Origin of the sequence: Brevibacillus choshinensis (genome assembly GCF_001420695.1) — a bacterium.
Taxonomy (GTDB): Bacteria; Bacillota; Bacilli; order Brevibacillales; family Brevibacillaceae; genus Brevibacillus; species Brevibacillus choshinensis.
Map to the genome: position 1 here is coordinate 365,629 of NZ_LJJB01000007.1, position 17,647 is coordinate 383,275.

The 17,647-nt window shown below is 48.7% G+C and carries 13 protein-coding genes and 2 other annotated features; of the genes, 9 read left to right on the forward strand and 4 right to left on the reverse strand.

The genetic code is table 11. The features are described 5' to 3' along the window. The first annotated feature begins 90 nt into the window (after positions 1-90). Positions 91-672 (forward strand): TetR/AcrR family transcriptional regulator, encoded by a 582-nt coding sequence (locus AN963_RS01780; protein ID WP_055742847.1) that lies wholly within the window; start codon positions 91-93, stop codon positions 670-672. A gap of 153 nt (positions 673-825) precedes the next feature. After that, positions 826-1,094: a binding site (T-box leader), on the forward strand. A 44-nt stretch (positions 1,095-1,138) separates the two neighbouring features. Beyond that, positions 1,139-1,383, forward strand: a binding site (T-box leader). 70 nt (positions 1,384-1,453) lie between these two features. Beyond that, the gene (locus tag AN963_RS01785; RefSeq protein ID WP_055742848.1) at positions 1,454-3,019 is read left to right on the forward strand and encodes a 2-isopropylmalate synthase; all 1,566 of its coding nucleotides are present in this window, start codon (positions 1,454-1,456) and stop codon (positions 3,017-3,019) included. A 103-nt stretch (positions 3,020-3,122) separates the two neighbouring features. Here AN963_RS01785 and AN963_RS01790 read toward each other — a convergent pair whose 3' ends face one another. After that, positions 3,123-4,031: a LysR family transcriptional regulator gene (locus tag AN963_RS01790; RefSeq protein WP_055742849.1), complete on the reverse strand. Its 909-nt coding sequence runs from the start codon at positions 4,029-4,031 to the stop codon at positions 3,123-3,125. A 161-nt stretch (positions 4,032-4,192) separates the two neighbouring features. Here AN963_RS01790 and AN963_RS01795 point away from each other — a divergent pair, with 161 nt between their 5' ends. Next, positions 4,193-5,104, forward strand: coding sequence for an NADP-dependent oxidoreductase (locus tag AN963_RS01795; protein ID WP_055742850.1), 912 nt, complete (start codon positions 4,193-4,195; stop codon positions 5,102-5,104). 65 nt (positions 5,105-5,169) lie between these two features. On the opposite strand, the gene AN963_RS01800 is transcribed toward AN963_RS01795, so the two are convergent. The 3 genes from AN963_RS01800 to AN963_RS01810 all read right to left on the reverse strand — a co-directional run bounded on the left by AN963_RS01800 (position 5,170) and on the right by AN963_RS01810 (position 7,616). Beyond that, on the reverse strand, positions 5,170-6,498 hold the full coding sequence (locus AN963_RS01800) for a sensor histidine kinase (RefSeq protein ID WP_055742851.1): 1,329 nt from the start codon (positions 6,496-6,498) through the stop codon (positions 5,170-5,172). Then, positions 6,495-7,178, reverse strand: coding sequence for a response regulator transcription factor (locus tag AN963_RS01805; protein WP_055742852.1), 684 nt, complete (start codon positions 7,176-7,178; stop codon positions 6,495-6,497). The genes AN963_RS01800 and AN963_RS01805 overlap by 4 nt, the downstream gene beginning before the upstream one ends. A gap of 129 nt (positions 7,179-7,307) precedes the next feature. Next, the gene (locus AN963_RS01810) at positions 7,308-7,616 is read right to left on the reverse strand and encodes a hypothetical protein (RefSeq protein WP_055742853.1); all 309 of its coding nucleotides are present in this window, start codon (positions 7,614-7,616) and stop codon (positions 7,308-7,310) included. 261 nt (positions 7,617-7,877) lie between these two features. Between AN963_RS01810 and AN963_RS01815 the strand changes: the two genes are divergently transcribed. The 6 genes from AN963_RS01815 (at position 7,878) to AN963_RS01845 (ending at position 17,621) form a co-directional block, all read left to right on the forward strand. After that, positions 7,878-8,951, forward strand: coding sequence for a branched-chain amino acid aminotransferase (locus AN963_RS01815; RefSeq protein ID WP_055742854.1), 1,074 nt, complete (start codon positions 7,878-7,880; stop codon positions 8,949-8,951). A gap of 516 nt (positions 8,952-9,467) precedes the next feature. Then, a complete protein-coding gene (locus AN963_RS01825; protein WP_055742856.1) occupies positions 9,468-11,060 on the forward strand; it encodes a glutathione ABC transporter substrate-binding protein in 1,593 nt (530 codons plus the stop codon). Between the two features lie 337 nt (positions 11,061-11,397). Beyond that, the gene (locus tag AN963_RS01830; protein ID WP_055742857.1) at positions 11,398-12,984 is read left to right on the forward strand and encodes a glutathione ABC transporter substrate-binding protein; all 1,587 of its coding nucleotides are present in this window, start codon (positions 11,398-11,400) and stop codon (positions 12,982-12,984) included. Between the two features lie 108 nt (positions 12,985-13,092). Then, on the forward strand, positions 13,093-14,664 hold the full coding sequence (locus AN963_RS01835) for a glutathione ABC transporter substrate-binding protein (RefSeq protein WP_055742858.1): 1,572 nt from the start codon (positions 13,093-13,095) through the stop codon (positions 14,662-14,664). Between the two features lie 15 nt (positions 14,665-14,679). Beyond that, positions 14,680-15,912 carry an amidohydrolase family protein gene (locus AN963_RS01840; protein ID WP_055742859.1) on the forward strand — a complete coding sequence of 411 codons (1,233 nt, stop codon included), beginning with the start codon at positions 14,680-14,682 and terminating at the stop codon, positions 15,910-15,912. Positions 15,913-16,049: 137 nt separating this feature from the next. Next, complete coding sequence (locus tag AN963_RS01845) at positions 16,050-17,621, forward strand: glutathione ABC transporter substrate-binding protein (RefSeq protein WP_055742860.1); 1,572 nt, start codon at positions 16,050-16,052, stop codon at positions 17,619-17,621. The last annotated feature ends 26 nt before the right edge of the window (positions 17,622-17,647 follow it).

The following is a 17,647-nucleotide window of genomic DNA, read 5'->3' on the forward strand; positions in this document are numbered from 1 at the left end:
TAGATGCTGATGATCTATGCGGAAGTTGACATCAGTTCCTGCTACATATAAAATCATAATATACTGACCGATATAAAAAGGGGCGTTTATATGGCTCGACTTCGTGAATTTGATGAGGACAAGGCCTTGGAAGCGGCCATGCAACTATTTTGGGAAAAGGGATTCGAAGCTACATCTTTAAGTGACTTGACAGCTAAAATGGGGATTCAGCGCCCGAGCTTGTACGCCGCCTTTGGAGGCAAAAAGGAATTATTCGAAGCTGCGTTACGCAAATACACACGATCTCACGTTACCTATGTTCGAGCCAAGCTGCAGAGCCGTCCATCCGTAAAAGAAGCGTTTCGCGCGTATTTTGAGGGGTTAGTGGAAGCGGAATATGGGGGAGGTTCCAATCGTGGGTGCTTTTGCATCAATACCATGGTAGAACTAGCGCCTCATGACGAGATATTTGAAATCCTTACAAGGGAGCATCAGATGTATCTATCCGTACTCTTCCAGGAAACTATTGAGCGCGGCATCCAAACAGGAGAGCTTTCCAAGGATCTACATGCAAAAGCTCTCGCACAGACATTAGTCGTGTCGCTAATCGGACTTACTGTGATGATGAAGTCTCGTCCCGAGCGATCATTCGTTGATAACTCCGTGTCGCTCATTCTTTCCTTGCTTGTGTAACAGGTGAATTCATCGTTTTTTCGATGGAGTGTCTCAACCCAACCAGCCCCAGAGCTGGTATTAGATGAAATGTTGATTAATAAAATAATGTTTATCATCAAGTGCCATTGACAAGCGCAAACAAACGGAATACAATTTCAAACATCGATAACAAACAACGCGTAGAACGGGAACAGTAAGTGGTGTGATCTGTCCAGAGAGCTGCGGGAAGGTGCAACGCAGTCAGAGAAGCCAATGAAACTCGCCCGGGAGCGGCAGGACTGAAAAGATGTAGCGCTGCATCGAGTAAGTAAGTTCTGACGGTTTACCTCCGTGATCGGGTCGTACTGATCGTATGTGATCAGTACTTGAGGTGGACTTCCGGCTTTGGCCAGGGGTCAACGAGAGTGGTACCGCGATAGACAAGGTCTGTCGTCTCTTCGAATAGAGACGACAGGCCTTTTTTAGTTGAAAAAACGACATATAATCAAACGCAAAGAACGGGAGCTAGTAAAGCGAATTTCTTGTCCAGAGAGCTGCGGGTAGGTGCGACGCAGTCAGGAAATGCTTGAATCTCACCCGGGAGCGGCAAGGTTGAGAGCCATGGTAGACGATGGACGGTAGACCTTGACGGATCGTCTCACGTCATCGGGGCAACGAGGTGGATTCCCTCTACAAAAGGGGATCAACGAGAGTGGTACCGCGGCAGCTGACAGGCCTGTCGTCTCTTGTATAGGAGACGGCGGGCTTTTTCTGTTCCCAAAAAAGACGAAAACAACTACCCCATGAGGAGGCAATACCCATGACAAAACGAATCCATATTTTTGATACTACTTTACGTGACGGCGAGCAAGCACCAGGTGCTTCTCTGCACCCCGAGCAAAAGATCGTGATTGCCAAGCAGCTGGCAGAGCTTGGTGTAGATGTCATCGAACCGGGTTTCCCCATTTCCAGTCCAGGGGACTTCATGGCCGTACAGCGTATTTCTCAAGAAGTGCATGGAGTGGAGATTTGTGGCTTTGCCCGCGCGATGAAGGAAGACATCGATGCAGCAGTTCGAGCTACAGAAGCAGCAGAGCGACGCAGACTGCATATTTTCTTGTCATCCTCGAACATCCATCTGGACTTCCAGCTGAAGAAGTCCAGAGAGCAAGTCATTCAGATTGCTCGGGCTATGATTGCATACGGGAAACAGTTCGTCGACCGGATCGAATTTTCTCCGATGGATGCGACACGGACGGGAGACGAGTTCCTGTTTGAGATGATTGAAGCGGCGATTGAAGAGGGAGCGACCATTATCAATATTCCGGATACGGTTGGATACGCACTGCCTGAAGAGTACGGAGCGATGTTCACTCGCGTCATGAAAAACGTCCGGGGTAGCGACAAGGTCGAGTTTAGCGCACACTGCCACAATGACCTCGGTCTGGCGGTAGCGAACAGTCTGGCGGCGATCCGCGCAGGTGTGACCCAAGTCGAAGTAACGGTCAACGGCGTCGGTGAACGGGCAGGCAACTGCTCCTTGGAAGAACTGGTGATGGCAATTGAGACGCGCAAGGAAGCCCTGGACGCGGAGACCGGAATCAGACCGGAACACATTTACACGACTTCGCAAAAAGTGAGCCGTGCGATGAGCTTCCCGATTGCTTTCAACAAGCCGATTATCGGTCGCAATGCCTTTCAGCATGAAGCGGGGATTCACCAGGATGGTCTCTTGAAAGAGCGCAGCACGTACGAAATCATGGATCCAGAAAGACTGGGTGTTCCTCGTAACATGATCATTCTCGGCAAGCATTCCGGACGACATGCCATCAAGCACCGGGTCAACGAATTTGGTGTGCAGCTGACAGACGAGCAAATGGAGACCTTGTACAACCAGTTTAAAGAGCTGGCTGACAAGCAAAAGGTCGTGCAGGATCATCAGCTGCTCGAGCTGGTAGGACACACGGTGAATGCGGTATTGGAGCCATTTACTCTGGTGAATGCACAGGTGTTGACAGGGACATCTGGAAATCGTATGGCTTCCTGCACGATTACGAACAATGCCACAGGAGAAGAACAAGCATACTCTGGCACGGGTGAGGGACCTGTCGAGGCTTTGGTCGCAGGTATCAAGCAGGCGTTGCCGTTCGAGGTGGAGTTCACCGACATGGAGCTCTATTCCCTGTCTTCCGGCGAGCATGCGACAGGGGAAGCCATCGTGACAGTCAGTGCAAACGGCAGTCATTTCAAAGGAGTTTCCGAGCATCGGGACGTGCTGATGGCAGTCGCGCAGGCGTTTATGGCGGCGAGCAATCAGGCGGTGCGTGATCACGAGGCGAGAGATGCTTCTCACGATCACGATCAGGTAGAAGCCTTTTTCTCCTAATCAGGAGAACCAGAATAAGTACCTTACCATGATGAAAGTCAGCCTGTAGAAGTGCGCAGGCTGACTTTTTTGCGGAAAGGAACCAGTCTCGATAGAAGTTTGTTCACTTTTCTTCAGAGGTAGCGACAGTGCTATGCTTCTGGAGACCCGCACAATAGCTGATGACGTAATCGCGGAATGTACGCGAAGCCACGGAGAGGTAACGGTCCTTTCGCCAGGCGAGCTGATACGTGCGTTGGCAAAATGGCCGTTCCAAGCGTATCAAGCGCAAGGAGTTCACTTTGTCCCCGAGCGTCTCCGGTAAAAAGGCGATCCCAATCCCTGCATGCAGAAAATGACTGATTGCGGAATGCTCATCTACTTCACAAACAATGTTCGGTGCAAAACCAGCCTGCTGGCAGAATGCGTCCGTCATCGCACGAAATGGATTGCCTTCTTTGATGCAAATGAATGGCTCGTGAGCAACCTCCGCCAAATTGATCGAGTCCCGGCTGGCCAAGTGATGGGTGGGAGGAACGGCGAGCATGATTTCTTCTGTGAGGATGTTCACTCCGTCTATTCCGTCTAGCTCCAGTGGAGGAAAGGTGATGGAAAAATCGATTTCGCCCTTTTGGAGCTGCTGCTCTTTTTCCTCGGATGACGCCTGGGTAATGCGCATCTGGACGTCGGGATGCAAGGACATAAATGAACCGATCATTTCTGAGAAGCATTTGTGCGTCGTCGTTGCGACCATGACGCGTCCACGCTCCATTCCTGCCAGATCGATGAGCTCCCGCTGACCTTCTTCCAGTAAGCTGAGAGCCGCCTCTACTTTTTTCAGAAACGCCTTCCCAAAAGCATTGAGCTGAATCTGTCGTCCATTCCGATCAAACAACGGGACGCCCACATGTTCTTCTAGACGAGAAATGGTCTTGCTAAGTGCGGGTTGTGCAATGTGAAGCTCTTGAGCAGCCTTAGTCATGTGTTCCAGCTTGGCAACCTTGCAAAAGTATTGCAGTTGCAGTAGTTCCACTCGTTACACCCCTTCTCATATACCCGAGTGTATGAAGAGATAAGGAAAGATATATTTCTGTTTATGTAAGGATGATTGTAGAATAAATCCTGCAAGCTGACAACAAGATCGCGGCAGTTTCCACGTGGAAGATAAATGTGGTTGAGGAGAGGATGATTTTCATGAAAGCAGCGGGGATCTTGGCTTTTGGGGGTCCAGAGGTCTTGCGATTGATCGAGGTAGATACGCCCCAAGCAAATGCCGATCAAGTGAGGGTTCGGGTGAAGGCAGCTGGAGTTCAGCCCTTTGATTTGTCCGTGCGGAGTGGTTGGACTCCACCGGGAGGAAAGGTCCATTTTCCACAGATTTTGGGCAACGAGTTCGCAGGTATCGTGGATCAAGTGGGGGAGGAGGTAACCGGTTATTCCGTCGGAGACGAGGTCATCGGCTTTCGTGTGCTGGGATGCCAGGCTGAGTATGTCGTGGTGCCGCAGGATCAGTTGGTCAGAAAACCGCAGCGGATGCCTTGGGAGGAAGCGGCGACACTATCTGCTTCGGGACAGACCGCACATACGGCTCTGGAAGTGCTGGGGGTGAACGAGGGTGAAACGCTGCTGGTTCATGCGGCTGCTGGCGGTGTAGGTACATTTGCTGTACAAATTGCCCGTGCATGTGGCGCGACCGTTATCGGTACTTCTAGTGAGAGTAACTATGAGTACCTGCGCTCTCTCGGAGTCATCCCTGTCAGCTACGGGAAAGGATTGGTTGATCGGGTGAGAGAGGTGGCGCCAAATGGTGTAGACGCGGCATTGGACGCCATAGGGGGAGAGGCTTTAGCGGCTTCGGTGGAGCTGGTCAAACAAAGAGATCGGATTGGAACGATCGTGGAGTTTGATCTGGCCCAGCAGCTTGGTGTGCGAGTGATTCGCAGTCAGCGCTCTGCTACCCGCCTGCAAGCCCTAGTGGATCTGTATGACCGTGGCTTGCTTCAGGTGCTCATTCGGGAAACATTCCCACTTCGTTTGGCAAGCGATGCGCATCGTGAGCTCGAGTCTGGACACGGGCGCGGCAAAGTGGTGATCGTCATCGAGTAGGATCCTTCCGGTACGATAAATGGCCCAGTCTGTGCAACAGATAAGTTGCGTGGACTGGGCATCTTTTACTCCACTTCCTGGATGGGAAGGACAATCTTAATGCCGAGTCCTCCTTTAGCTGGAAGATAGGCATGGATGTGGCCATCTTGCTTTTCGATCATTCCTTTGCAGATCGCAAGTCCAAGTCCGCTGCCGTTCTTTACCTTGGATCTGGCTTTGTCCACCCGATAAAACGGCTCGAATATTTTTTGCAACTCCTCCGCAGGCACTCCTGGCCCGTTATCCTCCAGCTCGAAAACCGCTTTCCGATTTTCCGTGTAGACCCGAAAGGAAATGCGAACGTAGCTTTGCGTGTGGGCATGATTCAGGGAATTGTGAATGATGTTGGCAAAAACCCGACGAATTCGCTGTTCATCCACGAATAAAAAGGGATTCCCCTCGATGGAGCAAATATAGCTGATTTCCGCAGAAAAAGTAGGTAGCTCCTCTTCATACTCAGACGCGATCGATCTTGTAAAAGTGACGAGAGATACTTTTTTTCGAACCAGTAGTGGATGGTTGTCGTTCTGGACGTACTCCGAAAGGTCCTGGGTCAGCTTTTCAATTTCAGTCGCTTTGCGATAAATGATTTGATAGTATTCCTGTCGTCTTTCCTCTGAATGAACGCGGCCTTTCATGAGGCGTTCGATGTATCCTTTGATCGAGGTCAGCGGTGTCTTGAGGTCGTGTGAGATCGCTGCCATCGCTGCGGATTGCTTTCGCTTTTCCAAGGACAAGGTTTCATTCGCCTGAATCAACGAAGTGTAAATCTTCTCCCACTGCATCTCATTCGAATAGCGATGCATGTCTGTCTGGAAGAGCTCGCTGTGCTTTTGATAAAACGTCACGAGTGGCAGCATTGCCAGTTTTCTGCTGTAGATCGCCAGGAAAATGGTAGACAGGCAAAAGAGCAAAACGGATACGCCCAGGATGTGGCTGGATACCTGGAGCGGTCGTAGCATTTCCCACGTGACAGGGTGGGTAAACGTAAATACATATTGATGCTTTTCATCGGTGTATTGATCATCTTGCAGCGTGACGGAAAACACGTTGTGCGACAAGGAATCTGCCGTAAAGGACTTCCCAGTCGCTCGATCATACATACTGATGCGCATGGATTGATCCTGCGCGTAGCTGTACAAAAACGCACGTGTCTCGTCTATCTTTCCGCGACGCTCGTTGATTTCATTGATAAAATGACGGTCCTGTTGCTGAAACTGATGACGCAGGTTTTCCCATTCCGTTGCAAAGTCCGCGATTTCAAATTTCCAATAATAAATTCCGAGGATCAAGAGGCTTAATAAAAGAACGATGCAATGGGCGATGAGCATCTTTACCTGAATATGATGTTTCACTGCATGTCACCGACGAATTTATAACCGATACCCCAGACGGTCTTGATGTAGTGCTTGTCATGCTCTAGCTTGGACCGCAAATTTTTGATATGCACCGTTACCGTATTGATATCCCCAAATTCGGTCTCTCCCCAGATCGCATTGTAAATCTGTTCCCGACTTAATACACGATTTGCATTTTCCGCCATGTACAAAAGGATTTGAAATTCCTTTGTGGAAAGCTCCACCCGTTTGTCGTGATGAAACACTTCAAAGGTATCTTTATTGATGGTCAAAGTCCCACTATGAATCGATTTGGTAGCGGATATGTATCGATTTTCCCGGCGCAAATGCGCACGTACGCGGGCGATCAACTCGGAGATGCTGAACGGCTTCAGGATATAATCGTCAGCACCCACTTCCAACCCGATGACCCGATCCAATTCCCGATCCTTCGCACTGAGAAATAAAATGGGAATGTTGACGGAATTACGTATTTTTCGGCACACATCCAAACCATCCATCTCCGGCATCATGATGTCGAGCAATATTAAGGAGAGAGTGGGGTCAAGTGCTTTTTCCAACGCTTCTTTGCCATTTTGCGCTTCGACTGTGAGGAAGCCTTCATCCTGGAAGCTTTCCGCCAGCAAGCGCACGATATCTGGATCATCATCTGCAATTAAAATGGTAGGGCTAGTCATCGAAAAAGACCTCCTTATTCACTATTATTATAAATAGTTACGCTTCTCAGGAATATAAGGAGTAAATGCCTTCACAGTAAAAAAAAGGCGCTCCAGTAATGCGGAGCACCTTTTCTGTTAGGCGACTACTTAGCTTTTGTTGTCGTTGTCGCTTTGTACTGGGAAGTTCATCCAGCCACCGCCGAGCGAGAAAGGAACGTCAGCTGTGTCAACTGCAGGTGTAGTTGTAGCAGTAGTACCATCTGTAGTTGATGGAACAGGTGCGACTTCTTCTGTTACTGGATTTGTGATAGCGTGATTTTCCCCAACAAATGTGCTGAAGAAGCTAGAAGTGCCTTCAGTTTCGCCTGGCTCGCTAGCCGCAAATGCTGGAACAGCCAAAGAAGCAGTAACAGCCATTACAGCTGTGAGTGTGAGAAAACGACAGGTTTTTTTCATGGTATTCATCCTCCATCTTTCCCTTTCCCCAAGGGAGATCATCTTCATAACCAGTTATAAACGACATTTCTGTAGTAGCTCTGAAAAAAGTATGAAGGTTTATGAAGATTGGATGTAGAACAAGCCTGAAAGTGTGTTTTTTACCAAAATAATTATTTTCGGAATAAACTTACGCTAGAAATCGTTCAAAATAGTTGATATTTTAATAATAATTATGTAGTACTAGAAGTGTAGGATTTAAATTCAAGGGAGATGTAGAAGATGGAGTGTCAGTTAACGGTTACCCTGACAGAACAGAAAAAAGAAAAGCCTGCTAGTGACAAACTCGGTTTCGGCGTGCATTTCACCGACCACATGTTCACAATGGACTACACAGAAGGAAAAGGCTGGCACGATCCGCAAATCGTACCGTATTCCCCGCTCACACTCGATCCAGCTGCAATGGTGTTCCACTATGGCCAAGCTGTATTCGAAGGCTTGAAGGCTTACCGCAACCATGAAGATAAAGCGTGGTTGTTCCGACCAGATCAAAATTTCAAAAGAATGAATCGTTCCCTGAGCCGTCTCAGCATGCCTTTGATTGACGAGGCATTCATGATCGAAGCTCTGAAGCAGCTAGTTGCCACTGAAAAAGAGTGGATTCCAACAGATAGTGGAACTTCCTTATATATTCGTCCGTTTGTGATCGCGACCGAGCCTTGCTTTGGCGTCCGCGCTTCGCATACGTACAAATTCATCATTCTGCTTTCCCCAGTAGGCGCTTACTACTCTGGAGGGATGAAGCCGGTAAAAATTTATGTGGAAAACAATTACGTTCGTGCCGTACGAGGCGGAACAGGTAACGCAAAAGTAGCCGGAAACTACGCGGGTAGCCTGAAAGCACAGGAAGAAGCAAAGGAAAAAGGCTACGAGCAAGTCCTGTGGCTGGATGGTATCGAGAACAAATACGTGGAAGAAGTCGGGAGCATGAACGTCTTCTTCAAAGTGAAAGGTGAAGTGTGGGTGCCTGCATTGAATGGCAGCATCCTGGAAGGCATCACCAGAGACTCCACGATCCATATGCTGAAAGACTGGGGCGTTACCGTCGTTGAAAAACGCATTTCTATGGAAGAACTGTATGAAGCCTACACCAAAGATGAGCTCGAAGAAGCGTTCGGAACGGGTACGGCTGCTGTGATTTCCCCAATCGGCGAAATGAACTGGAACGGCCACCAAATGATCATCAATGGCGAGCAAACGGGTGAATTGACGACTAAGCTGTACGATCAAATGACTGGCATCCAATATGGACTGCTGGAAGACAAGTTCGGCTGGTCCGTAGAAGTAACGAAGTAGCATGGCATCAACGAAGGAACAGGCACAGTTGCCCTCTCATCAGGGTGGCTGTGCTTTTTTGGCGTATTGCATGGATCATTTTGGGATAGCTACAAGGCTGTCCCTTTTTTCTTTGGGTGAGGTGGGATAAACTTCGTGATTCGGGCTTGCAAATCTCTGACGAAATCATTAACTGACCAGGAAAAGGGAGAAAAAAGCGAAGGTATTTGGGGCACAGCCGAGGCGAAATAGAAAAAGTGGAACACGCCTGAGCGTCCAACTTGAATGGACGCCGTTCCACTTTTGAAATGGAGCCGTGCAGGGATGTCCTCCGTGCAAGTGACCCTACTAACCTGGAGCATTTTTTCTCCCTTTTCCTTATCGATCAAAAGTTTATGATCGCAAAAAATAGGAATGGTAAAAATATTGAAAAGAAAGGTAAAGATAGTCGAAAGAAAAATAGTTAGAAAATTATTAAAATTAGAACTACGGAATGATTCATTTTTGTTTTCATCTGAAATAAGAGGGGGCATTCATTTGAAAAGAAAACACATGCTACAATCCATTCTCGCCCTATCCGTGCTGTTCACAACGGTTCTCGCAGGTTGTTCATCCGGACAGCCAATCAGTCCATCCAACAATGCAAGCACCACAGTGAGCAGTCAGACAGGAGCAGCGCCAGCAACAGGCGGAGGTACATTGATCATCGCTCGTCTTTCAGATGCAAACAATCTCGATCCTCACTTCAGTACTCAAATCAATTCCATGGCAGTCGTTCAACACAAGTTGTACGAGGGACTCGTGATGCTGGATCAAAACAGCGAGTACAAGCCACTCCTGGCAAGTGAATGGAAGCAGCTCGACGACCTCACATGGGAGTTTGTCCTGCGTGACGGTGTGACTTTCCATGACGGTACTCCCTTTGATGGAGAAGCAGTGAAAAAGACGATTGCCCGCATTTTGGACAAAAAAGCGCCGACACCGAAGGCGAATATGTTTGGCATGATTAAAGAAGTAAAGGTAGTGGATTCGCATAAAGTGCAAATCATCCTGCACTATCCGTTTGCTGGTTTGTTGTCCGTATTGGCGAGCGCAGAGGGTGGAATCATCAGTCCTAAAGCGATGGAGCAATATGGAAAAGATTTGAACAAACATCCAGTCGGAACGGGACCATTCGTCTTTGAATCGTGGACGCCGGGACAAGAAATCGTTTTGGTGAAGAACGAAAAATATTGGGGAACCAAGCCCAAAATAGACAAAGTTGTCTTTAAAACAGTACCAGAGGACACCACGCGCGTGGCGATGGTCGAGACTGGTGAAGCGCATATCGCTGAACAATTGCCAGTGACGGAAATTGAGCGCGTAAAAAATTCCTCGAGCATGACTCTGGGGCGCTATGAATCCTTTGCGGTCGATCACATCGGGATGAATGTCACGATGAAGCCTTTTGATGACGTGCGGGTCCGTCAAGCCATTGCCCATGCCATCGACAAGGAAGCCATTATCAAAGGCGTGTATAACAATGTCGGGAAAGTCGCGATCTCCACACTGGGACCAAAAGTGATCGGATATAGCCCCAATCTGAAAACACCGGAATACGACCTGAACAAAGCGAAACAGTTGCTCGCAGAAGCGGGTTATGCGAATGGCTTCAAGGCAACGGTATACCTAAATGACAACAAGGCTCGCATCAACGTAGCGGAGGTTCTGCAATCACAGTTGAAAGGCATCGGGATCGACTTACAAATCCAGGTGATGGAATTCGGGGCGTATCTGGACCTGGCGGGTAAAGGTCAAGCGCAGATGTTTATCAGCGGCTGGGGAAATGCAACGGGTGACGCCGACTACAATCAGTACAATCTATTCCACAGCACATCGCACGGGGTGCCAGGCAACCACTCTTTTTATTCAAATCCAAAGGTCGATGCGCTGATCGAAGCAGGACGAAAGGAAAAAGATCCGCAAAAACGCAAAGAAATCTACGAGCAGGCGCAGCAAATCGAGATGGACGAAGTCCCGTTACTCCCTTACCGCAGCAGCGAAAATCTCGCCGCCATCGCGAAAAACGTGCAAGGCGTGACGATCAGTCCGTCCGGTTATGTGGAAATCAATGATGTGACGATTCAATAGTAATGAAAAAGGATAGAGGATCAGATCATTTCTGACCGCCTCTATCCTTTTTTTGTGGCATCAATACGTAAATTTGTTGATGAGCGACTTGAGCTATTCAGGTAGCGAAGCCAACGCTTGGGAGGATGCTCAAATGTCTTCCGTAGACGTGCCTATTCAACAATGGAATATATCGGAAAAATGGATGTGTATAGTTAGCATTAAAAATCAGTAAAGAAAGTGAAAATAGAAGTAAAGAGAGTGAAAAAATATAGACAGAATTGTAGGTAAAATGAGACATGCGCGAATGATGAAATAATTAACATAATAAGGACGCGCGAAAGAGGGGGACATCTACATGAAAAAGACGCGCTTTTTTCAGACGCTGATCGCGCTGACAGTTGCCGTTTCGGCAGCGTTGGCTGGTTGTTCGTCAGGTCAGGAAGCTAGTCAGGGCACCAATGGATCCGCACAGCCGGGAGCCGGCGCAGCTGCGGGCAAAACGGGTGGAACATTGGTTATCGCACGGTTGTCCGATGCGAACAATCTGGATCCGCACTTCCTCACCCAAATCAATTCCGCTGCCATTATTCATCACAAGGTGTACGAAGGACTTGTTCGGATGGACAAGGAGAGCAAGTACATCGGATCTCTGGCTACGGAATGGAAGCAGCTGGACGATATGACGTGGGAATTCAAACTGCGCCAAGGCGTTACGTTCCACGATGGCGCGCCGTTCAATGCGGAGGCGGTCAAGAAGACAATCGCTCGCGTACAAGACCCGAAAGTCGGTTCCAACCGGGCCAATCTGTTTGAAGCGATCAAAGAAGTGAAGGTCGTGGATGACCAGACGGTTCAAATTATTTTGCAATACCCGTTTGCGCCGCTCTTGTCTGTGTTGGCAAGCGCAGAAGGTGTCATTCTTTCACCAAAAGCAATCGAACAGTACGGAAAAGATTTAACCAAACATCCGACTGGTACCGGTCCGTATAAATTTGAATCGTGGACACCTGGACAAGAAGTGGTTCTCGTGAAAAACGACAGCTACTGGGGTGGACAGCCGAAGCTGGACAAGGTCGTCTTTAAAACCGTTCCAGAGGACACGACCCGCATTGCCATGGTAGAAACAGGCGAAGCACAAGTAGCCGAACAATTACCTGTTACCGAAGTAGATCGCGTGACAAATTCCGGAAGTATGACTCTAGGACGATTCGATTCCTTCTCTAGCGATCACATCGGAATCAACACGAAGAAAAAGCCGTTTGATGACGCACGCGTCCGCCAGGCAATCGCCTATGCAGTCGATAAAGAATCGATCATCAAAGGTGTATATAATGACGTAGGTAAACCAGCGCACTCCTCCATCACACCGGCCATGGTCGGATACAGCGAAAACGTAAAAGGTATGGACTACAATCTGGAAAAAGCGAAGCAATTGCTGACCGATGCAGGTTATGCAAATGGCTTTAAAGCAACGATTTACTTGAATGACAACAAAGCCCGCATTAACGTAGCAGAGGTTCTTCAACAACAGCTGAAACAAATCGGTATCGATCTGCAAGTGAAGGTTCTGGAATTCGGTGCATACATCGACGCAGCATCCAAAGGTGAAACGGATCTGTTCATCAGCGGTTGGGGAAATGCCACTGGAGACGCGGATTACAATCAGTACAACCTGTTCCACACTAAATCGCAGGGTGCACCAGGAAACCACTCCTTCTACAGCAATCCAGAAGTGGACAAGCTGATCGAAGACGGTCGCAAGGAAAAAGATACGGACAAGCGCAAGCAGATTTATGAGCAAGCACAGCAAATCGAAATGAATGACGTCGCGCTGATTCCTTACCGTTTCTCTGAGAATCTCGCAGCTATTCAAAAGGGTGTAGAGGGCGTTTGGATCAGCCCAGCTGGTCACATCGAGGTTGACGACGTAACTCTTCCATAATAACGAGTCAGTTGAGCAGCATAGCGAGATGCCTGTCGGGGTCGAGCTATGCTGTTGGTCTATAAAGAATACGTATAGAAATTAGATGATCGATGGGGGCGTTGAAGCATGTGCAAAAACAAAGCGTGGAAATGGGTTTTTACAAGTGTGCTTACGGCAGGACTATTGGTGACAGGGTGTTCGACTGGGAAAGAGCAAGAGACAGCCAGCAAGCCAGCCGGAAATGAAGCGCAATCTGCGCCAAAGACATTGATCATCGCTCGTCAGTCTGATGCCAACAACTTGGATCCGCATTTTATTTCCGCCATCAATGCGGCGAGTGTGGTCCAGCATAAAGTTTACGAAGGGCTGATCCAGCGGAATGAAAGCATGGAATTCAAACCAATGCTGGCAACCGAGTGGAAGCAGCTAGATAACGTGACGTGGGAATTCAAGCTGCGTCAGGATGTCAAATTCCATGATGGAACACCATTTAATGCACAAGCAGTAAAGGCAACCATCGGTCGTGTGCTTGATGAAAAAGTGGGTTCTCCACGGGCTACTCAGTTTAAAATGATTAAAGAAGTGAAGGTCATCGATGACTACACCGTCCAATTCAAGCTGGACTATCCGTACTCGCCGCTGCTTTCGATTCTGGCGAATCACGAGGGAAGCATCATTAGTCCGAAAGCCATCGAACAATATGGCAAAGACTTGAGCAAGCATCCCGTAGGCACGGGGCCGTTTGTCCTCGAGTCATGGACTCCGGGTCAGGAAATCGTTCTCGTGAAAAATGATAACTACTGGGGACAAAAAGCAAAGGTGGATAAGGCCGTCTTCAAGGTCGTTCCAGAAGATACGACAAGAATCGCCATGGTGGAGACAGGAGAAGCTCACATCGCAGAGCCTTTGCCAGTCACGGAAATCGATCGGGTAAAAAGCTCCGCGCAGATCGATTTGTACCGCAGTGAAGGTTTGGGAACGGAATTCGTCGGTTTCAATACGAAGAAAAAGCCGTTTGATGATGTGCGTGTACGGCAGGCGATCAGCTATGCGATTGAGACCGATGCGATCATCCAGGGAGTATTCAATCAGGTAGGAACCAAGGCCAATTCCGCGATGAGCCCAAAAGTACTTGGCTACAGCAAAAAGCTGCAGGGGTACGCTTTCGATCCCAATGTAGCGAAGGCATTGCTAAAAGAAGCAGGTTACCCGAACGGCTTCAAGACGACCATTTGGACGGGCGATCGCAAAGAGCGGATCAATATGGCGGAGGTCATCCAGTCGCAATTAAAAGGAATCGGCATCGATGTGCAAGTGAAAGTTCTCGAATACGGAGCCTATCTGGATGCGGAAGATAATGGAGAGACGGATATGTTCATCAGCGGTTGGGGAAATGCCACAGGAGACGGCGACTACAACCAATACAATCTGTTCCACTCCAGCTCTCTTGGCAAAGGTGGAAATACGACGTTTTATGTAAATGCCACCGTGGACCAATTGATTGAAGAAGGACGCAGGGAACAAGATCCGGAAAAACGAAAAGACATTTATGCACGTGCGCTAGAAATTGAATCAAGCGAAGCGCCGATGGTTCCGATCCGCAATTTGGAGAACGTCGCAGCGGTAGGGAAAAACGTAAAAGGATTTTGGATCAGTCCATCAGGGTATATGATGATCAATGATATTACGATTGAGTGATAGGGAGAGAAATGAATGACGGATCGAAACGAAAGCTTCTGGATTGCCAATGCCATGTTGGAATGCGGCTTTGAATGGAAGGAAGGGAGGGTAGACCGTACTCAAACGGAGCGGTTTCATGTGCAAGTGAAAGGGGAGCGCGTCGAGAAGATCGTCCCTGCATCAGAATCGCTTCCAGAAGGAGTGCAGAGCTGGGATGCCTGCGGACTTCTCATGCTGCCTTCCTTTCGGGAAATGCATATTCATTTGGATAAAACGTTTTATGGCGGACCGTGGCAGGCGTGTATCCCTGCTCCCAATCGATTTTTCCGTATTGAACAGGAGCAGGAGCTGTTGCCCAAACAGCTCCCGGTGGTACAAGAGCGGGCAGAAAAGCTGTTGCACTTGTTGCAATCAAACGGTGCTACGCATGTTCGTACCCACTGCAATATTGACCCGGTCATCGGGTTGAAAAACATGGAGGCTACCCTTCGAGCTCTGGAGACTTACAGGGGGAAACTTTCCTGGGAAATGGTGGCCTTCCCCCAGCATGGACTACTGCGGAGTCAGTCGGTAGGTTTGATGCGAGAAGCTCTGCAAAATGGGGCAAACTTGGTAGGTGGGGTGGATCCTGCTACATTTGATGAAGATATTGAAAAGTCGCTACATACGGTCATGGATTTAGCGGTAGAAGCAAATGCGGATATCGATCTGCACCTGCATGAGCCGGGACACCTGGGGGTATTCATTATGAAGCGATTGGCTGCCTTGACCGAGGAAGCCGGCTGGCAGGGACGTGTAACCATCAGTCACGCTTATGGATTGGGAGAAGTCCCAGAGCTTATCGCGGCAGAAATCGCTGAGCTACTCGCTCATTTGCGAATTTCCGTCATATCGGCGGTTCCGATCGACATGCCCACCATACCTGTTCCGCTCTTACAGGCAAAAGGAGTCCGTGTATCTCTTGGTAACGACAACATTACCGATCACTGGGATTCATTCGGTACGGGGGACATGCTGCAAAAAGCGAATCGACTCGCGGAACGTTTCCGCTGGACGGATGAAGGGAGGCTGTCCCGGGCGCTGAGCTTCATCACGGGCGGAGTGACTCCTTTGGACGATAAAGGCAATCGCGTTTGGCCTCGAGTCGGTGATAGGGCAGATGCTGTATTTGTTGACGCGAGTTGTTCAGCAGAAGCCATCGCTCGACAATCTACGAAAGCTGCTGTCATGTTTCAAGGCAGCCTCGTTTGGCAAAAGGAATCATAATGTGTGAAGTTAAACAAAAGTAAAAATATTATAAATAGATGTAAAGATGCTGAAAGGCTAGTTTGACCCCTTGCCGTATAATGCAGTTAAGCAAACATTGCAGAAATTTCGACAGCATCTTACAGGGGGACATTCAGATGAAGAAAGCACGCTTGTTTGGATCCTTGCTCGCCTTGACGCTAACCGTCGGAGCAGTATTGACAGGTTGCGGTGCAGGACAAGAGCAAACAGGTTCAGGAAACTCGGCACCAGCGGAAAGTCCGAAGGCAGGAGGAACGCTGATCGTGGCTCGCAAAGCAGACGCGAACAATCTCGATCCTCACTTCATTACCAATATTCCATCCGCAAACTACATCTATGGCAAAGTATATGAAAGCTTGATTTCACGAGATAAAAATTCCGAGTACAAGCCTACACTTGCGACGGAGTGGAAGCAAGTGGACGATCTGACGTGGGAGTTCAAGTTGAGAACCGGCGTAACCTTCCATGACGGAGCTCCTTTCAACGCGGAAGCCGTGAAAAAGACGTTTGAACGGGCAAAGGATCCAAAGGTCGCTTCGCCACGCGCATCCAATTTCTCCATGATCAAGGAGATCAAAGCAGTTGACGATCAGACCGTGCAATTTATTTTGGATTATCCATTTGCTCCATTGCTCTCCATCTTGGCGAGCTCTGAGGGCAGCATTCTCAGTCCAAAAGCGATTAGCGAGCATTCTGACACGCTTTCCAAGCAGCCAGTGGGGACGGGACCGTTCAAGTTTGAATCTTGGACGCCAGGTCAAGAAATGACGCTCGTGAATAATGACAGCTACTGGGGTGAAAAACCAAAGGTAGATAAAGTCGTTTACAAGGTCGTACCAGAAGACACAACTCGTATCGCCATGATCGAAGCAGGCGAGGCTCATATCGGAGATCAGTTGCCTGTGACTGAAGTAGAACGCGCCCAAACATCACCGAACATGACCATGGTTCGCGCGGAAGGCTTGGGAGTCGAATACATTGGTTTCAACGTAACGAAAAAACCTTTTGATGACATTCGCGTTCGTCAGGCTATCGCGCATGCCATTGAAAAGGAAGCGATCGTCAAAGGCGTGTATAACAACGTAGGGAACGAAGCGGTATCCGCTATGTCCTCCAAAGTGATCGGTTACAATCCGAATCTGCAGGACTACTCCTATGATGTCAATGAAGCGAAAAAGCTCCTCGCCGAAGCAGGCTACGCAAACGGCTTTAAAACGACAATCGTGACAGATGACCGCAAAGAGCGGATGAACGTAGCAGAGGTGATTCAATCCCAGCTGAAGGGGATTGGCATCGATGTGGAAATTAAAGTGATGGAGTACGGAGCTTATCTCGAATTCACCGACAAAGGTGAGCACGATATGTTCATCGGCGGTTGGGGCAATGCCACGGGAGATGGTGACTACAACCAGTACAACGTGTTCCATAGTTCTTCCAAAGGTAGTGCCGGCAACCTCGCATTCTACAACAATCCAGAAGTGGACAAGTTGATTGAAGACGGACGCCGTGAAAAAGATCCACAGAAGCGCAATGAAATTTACGCCAAGCTGCAAGAAATCGAGCTGAAAGAAGCGCCGGTCATTCCGATCCGTACGATCGATCATGTATCGGTGACAGCAAAAGATGTTCGTGGCTTCTGGTTGAGTCCAGTAGGATACCTGATGCTGGATAAGGTAACGATTCAATAGAGAAAAAGGGGATGGCGTATCGCGCT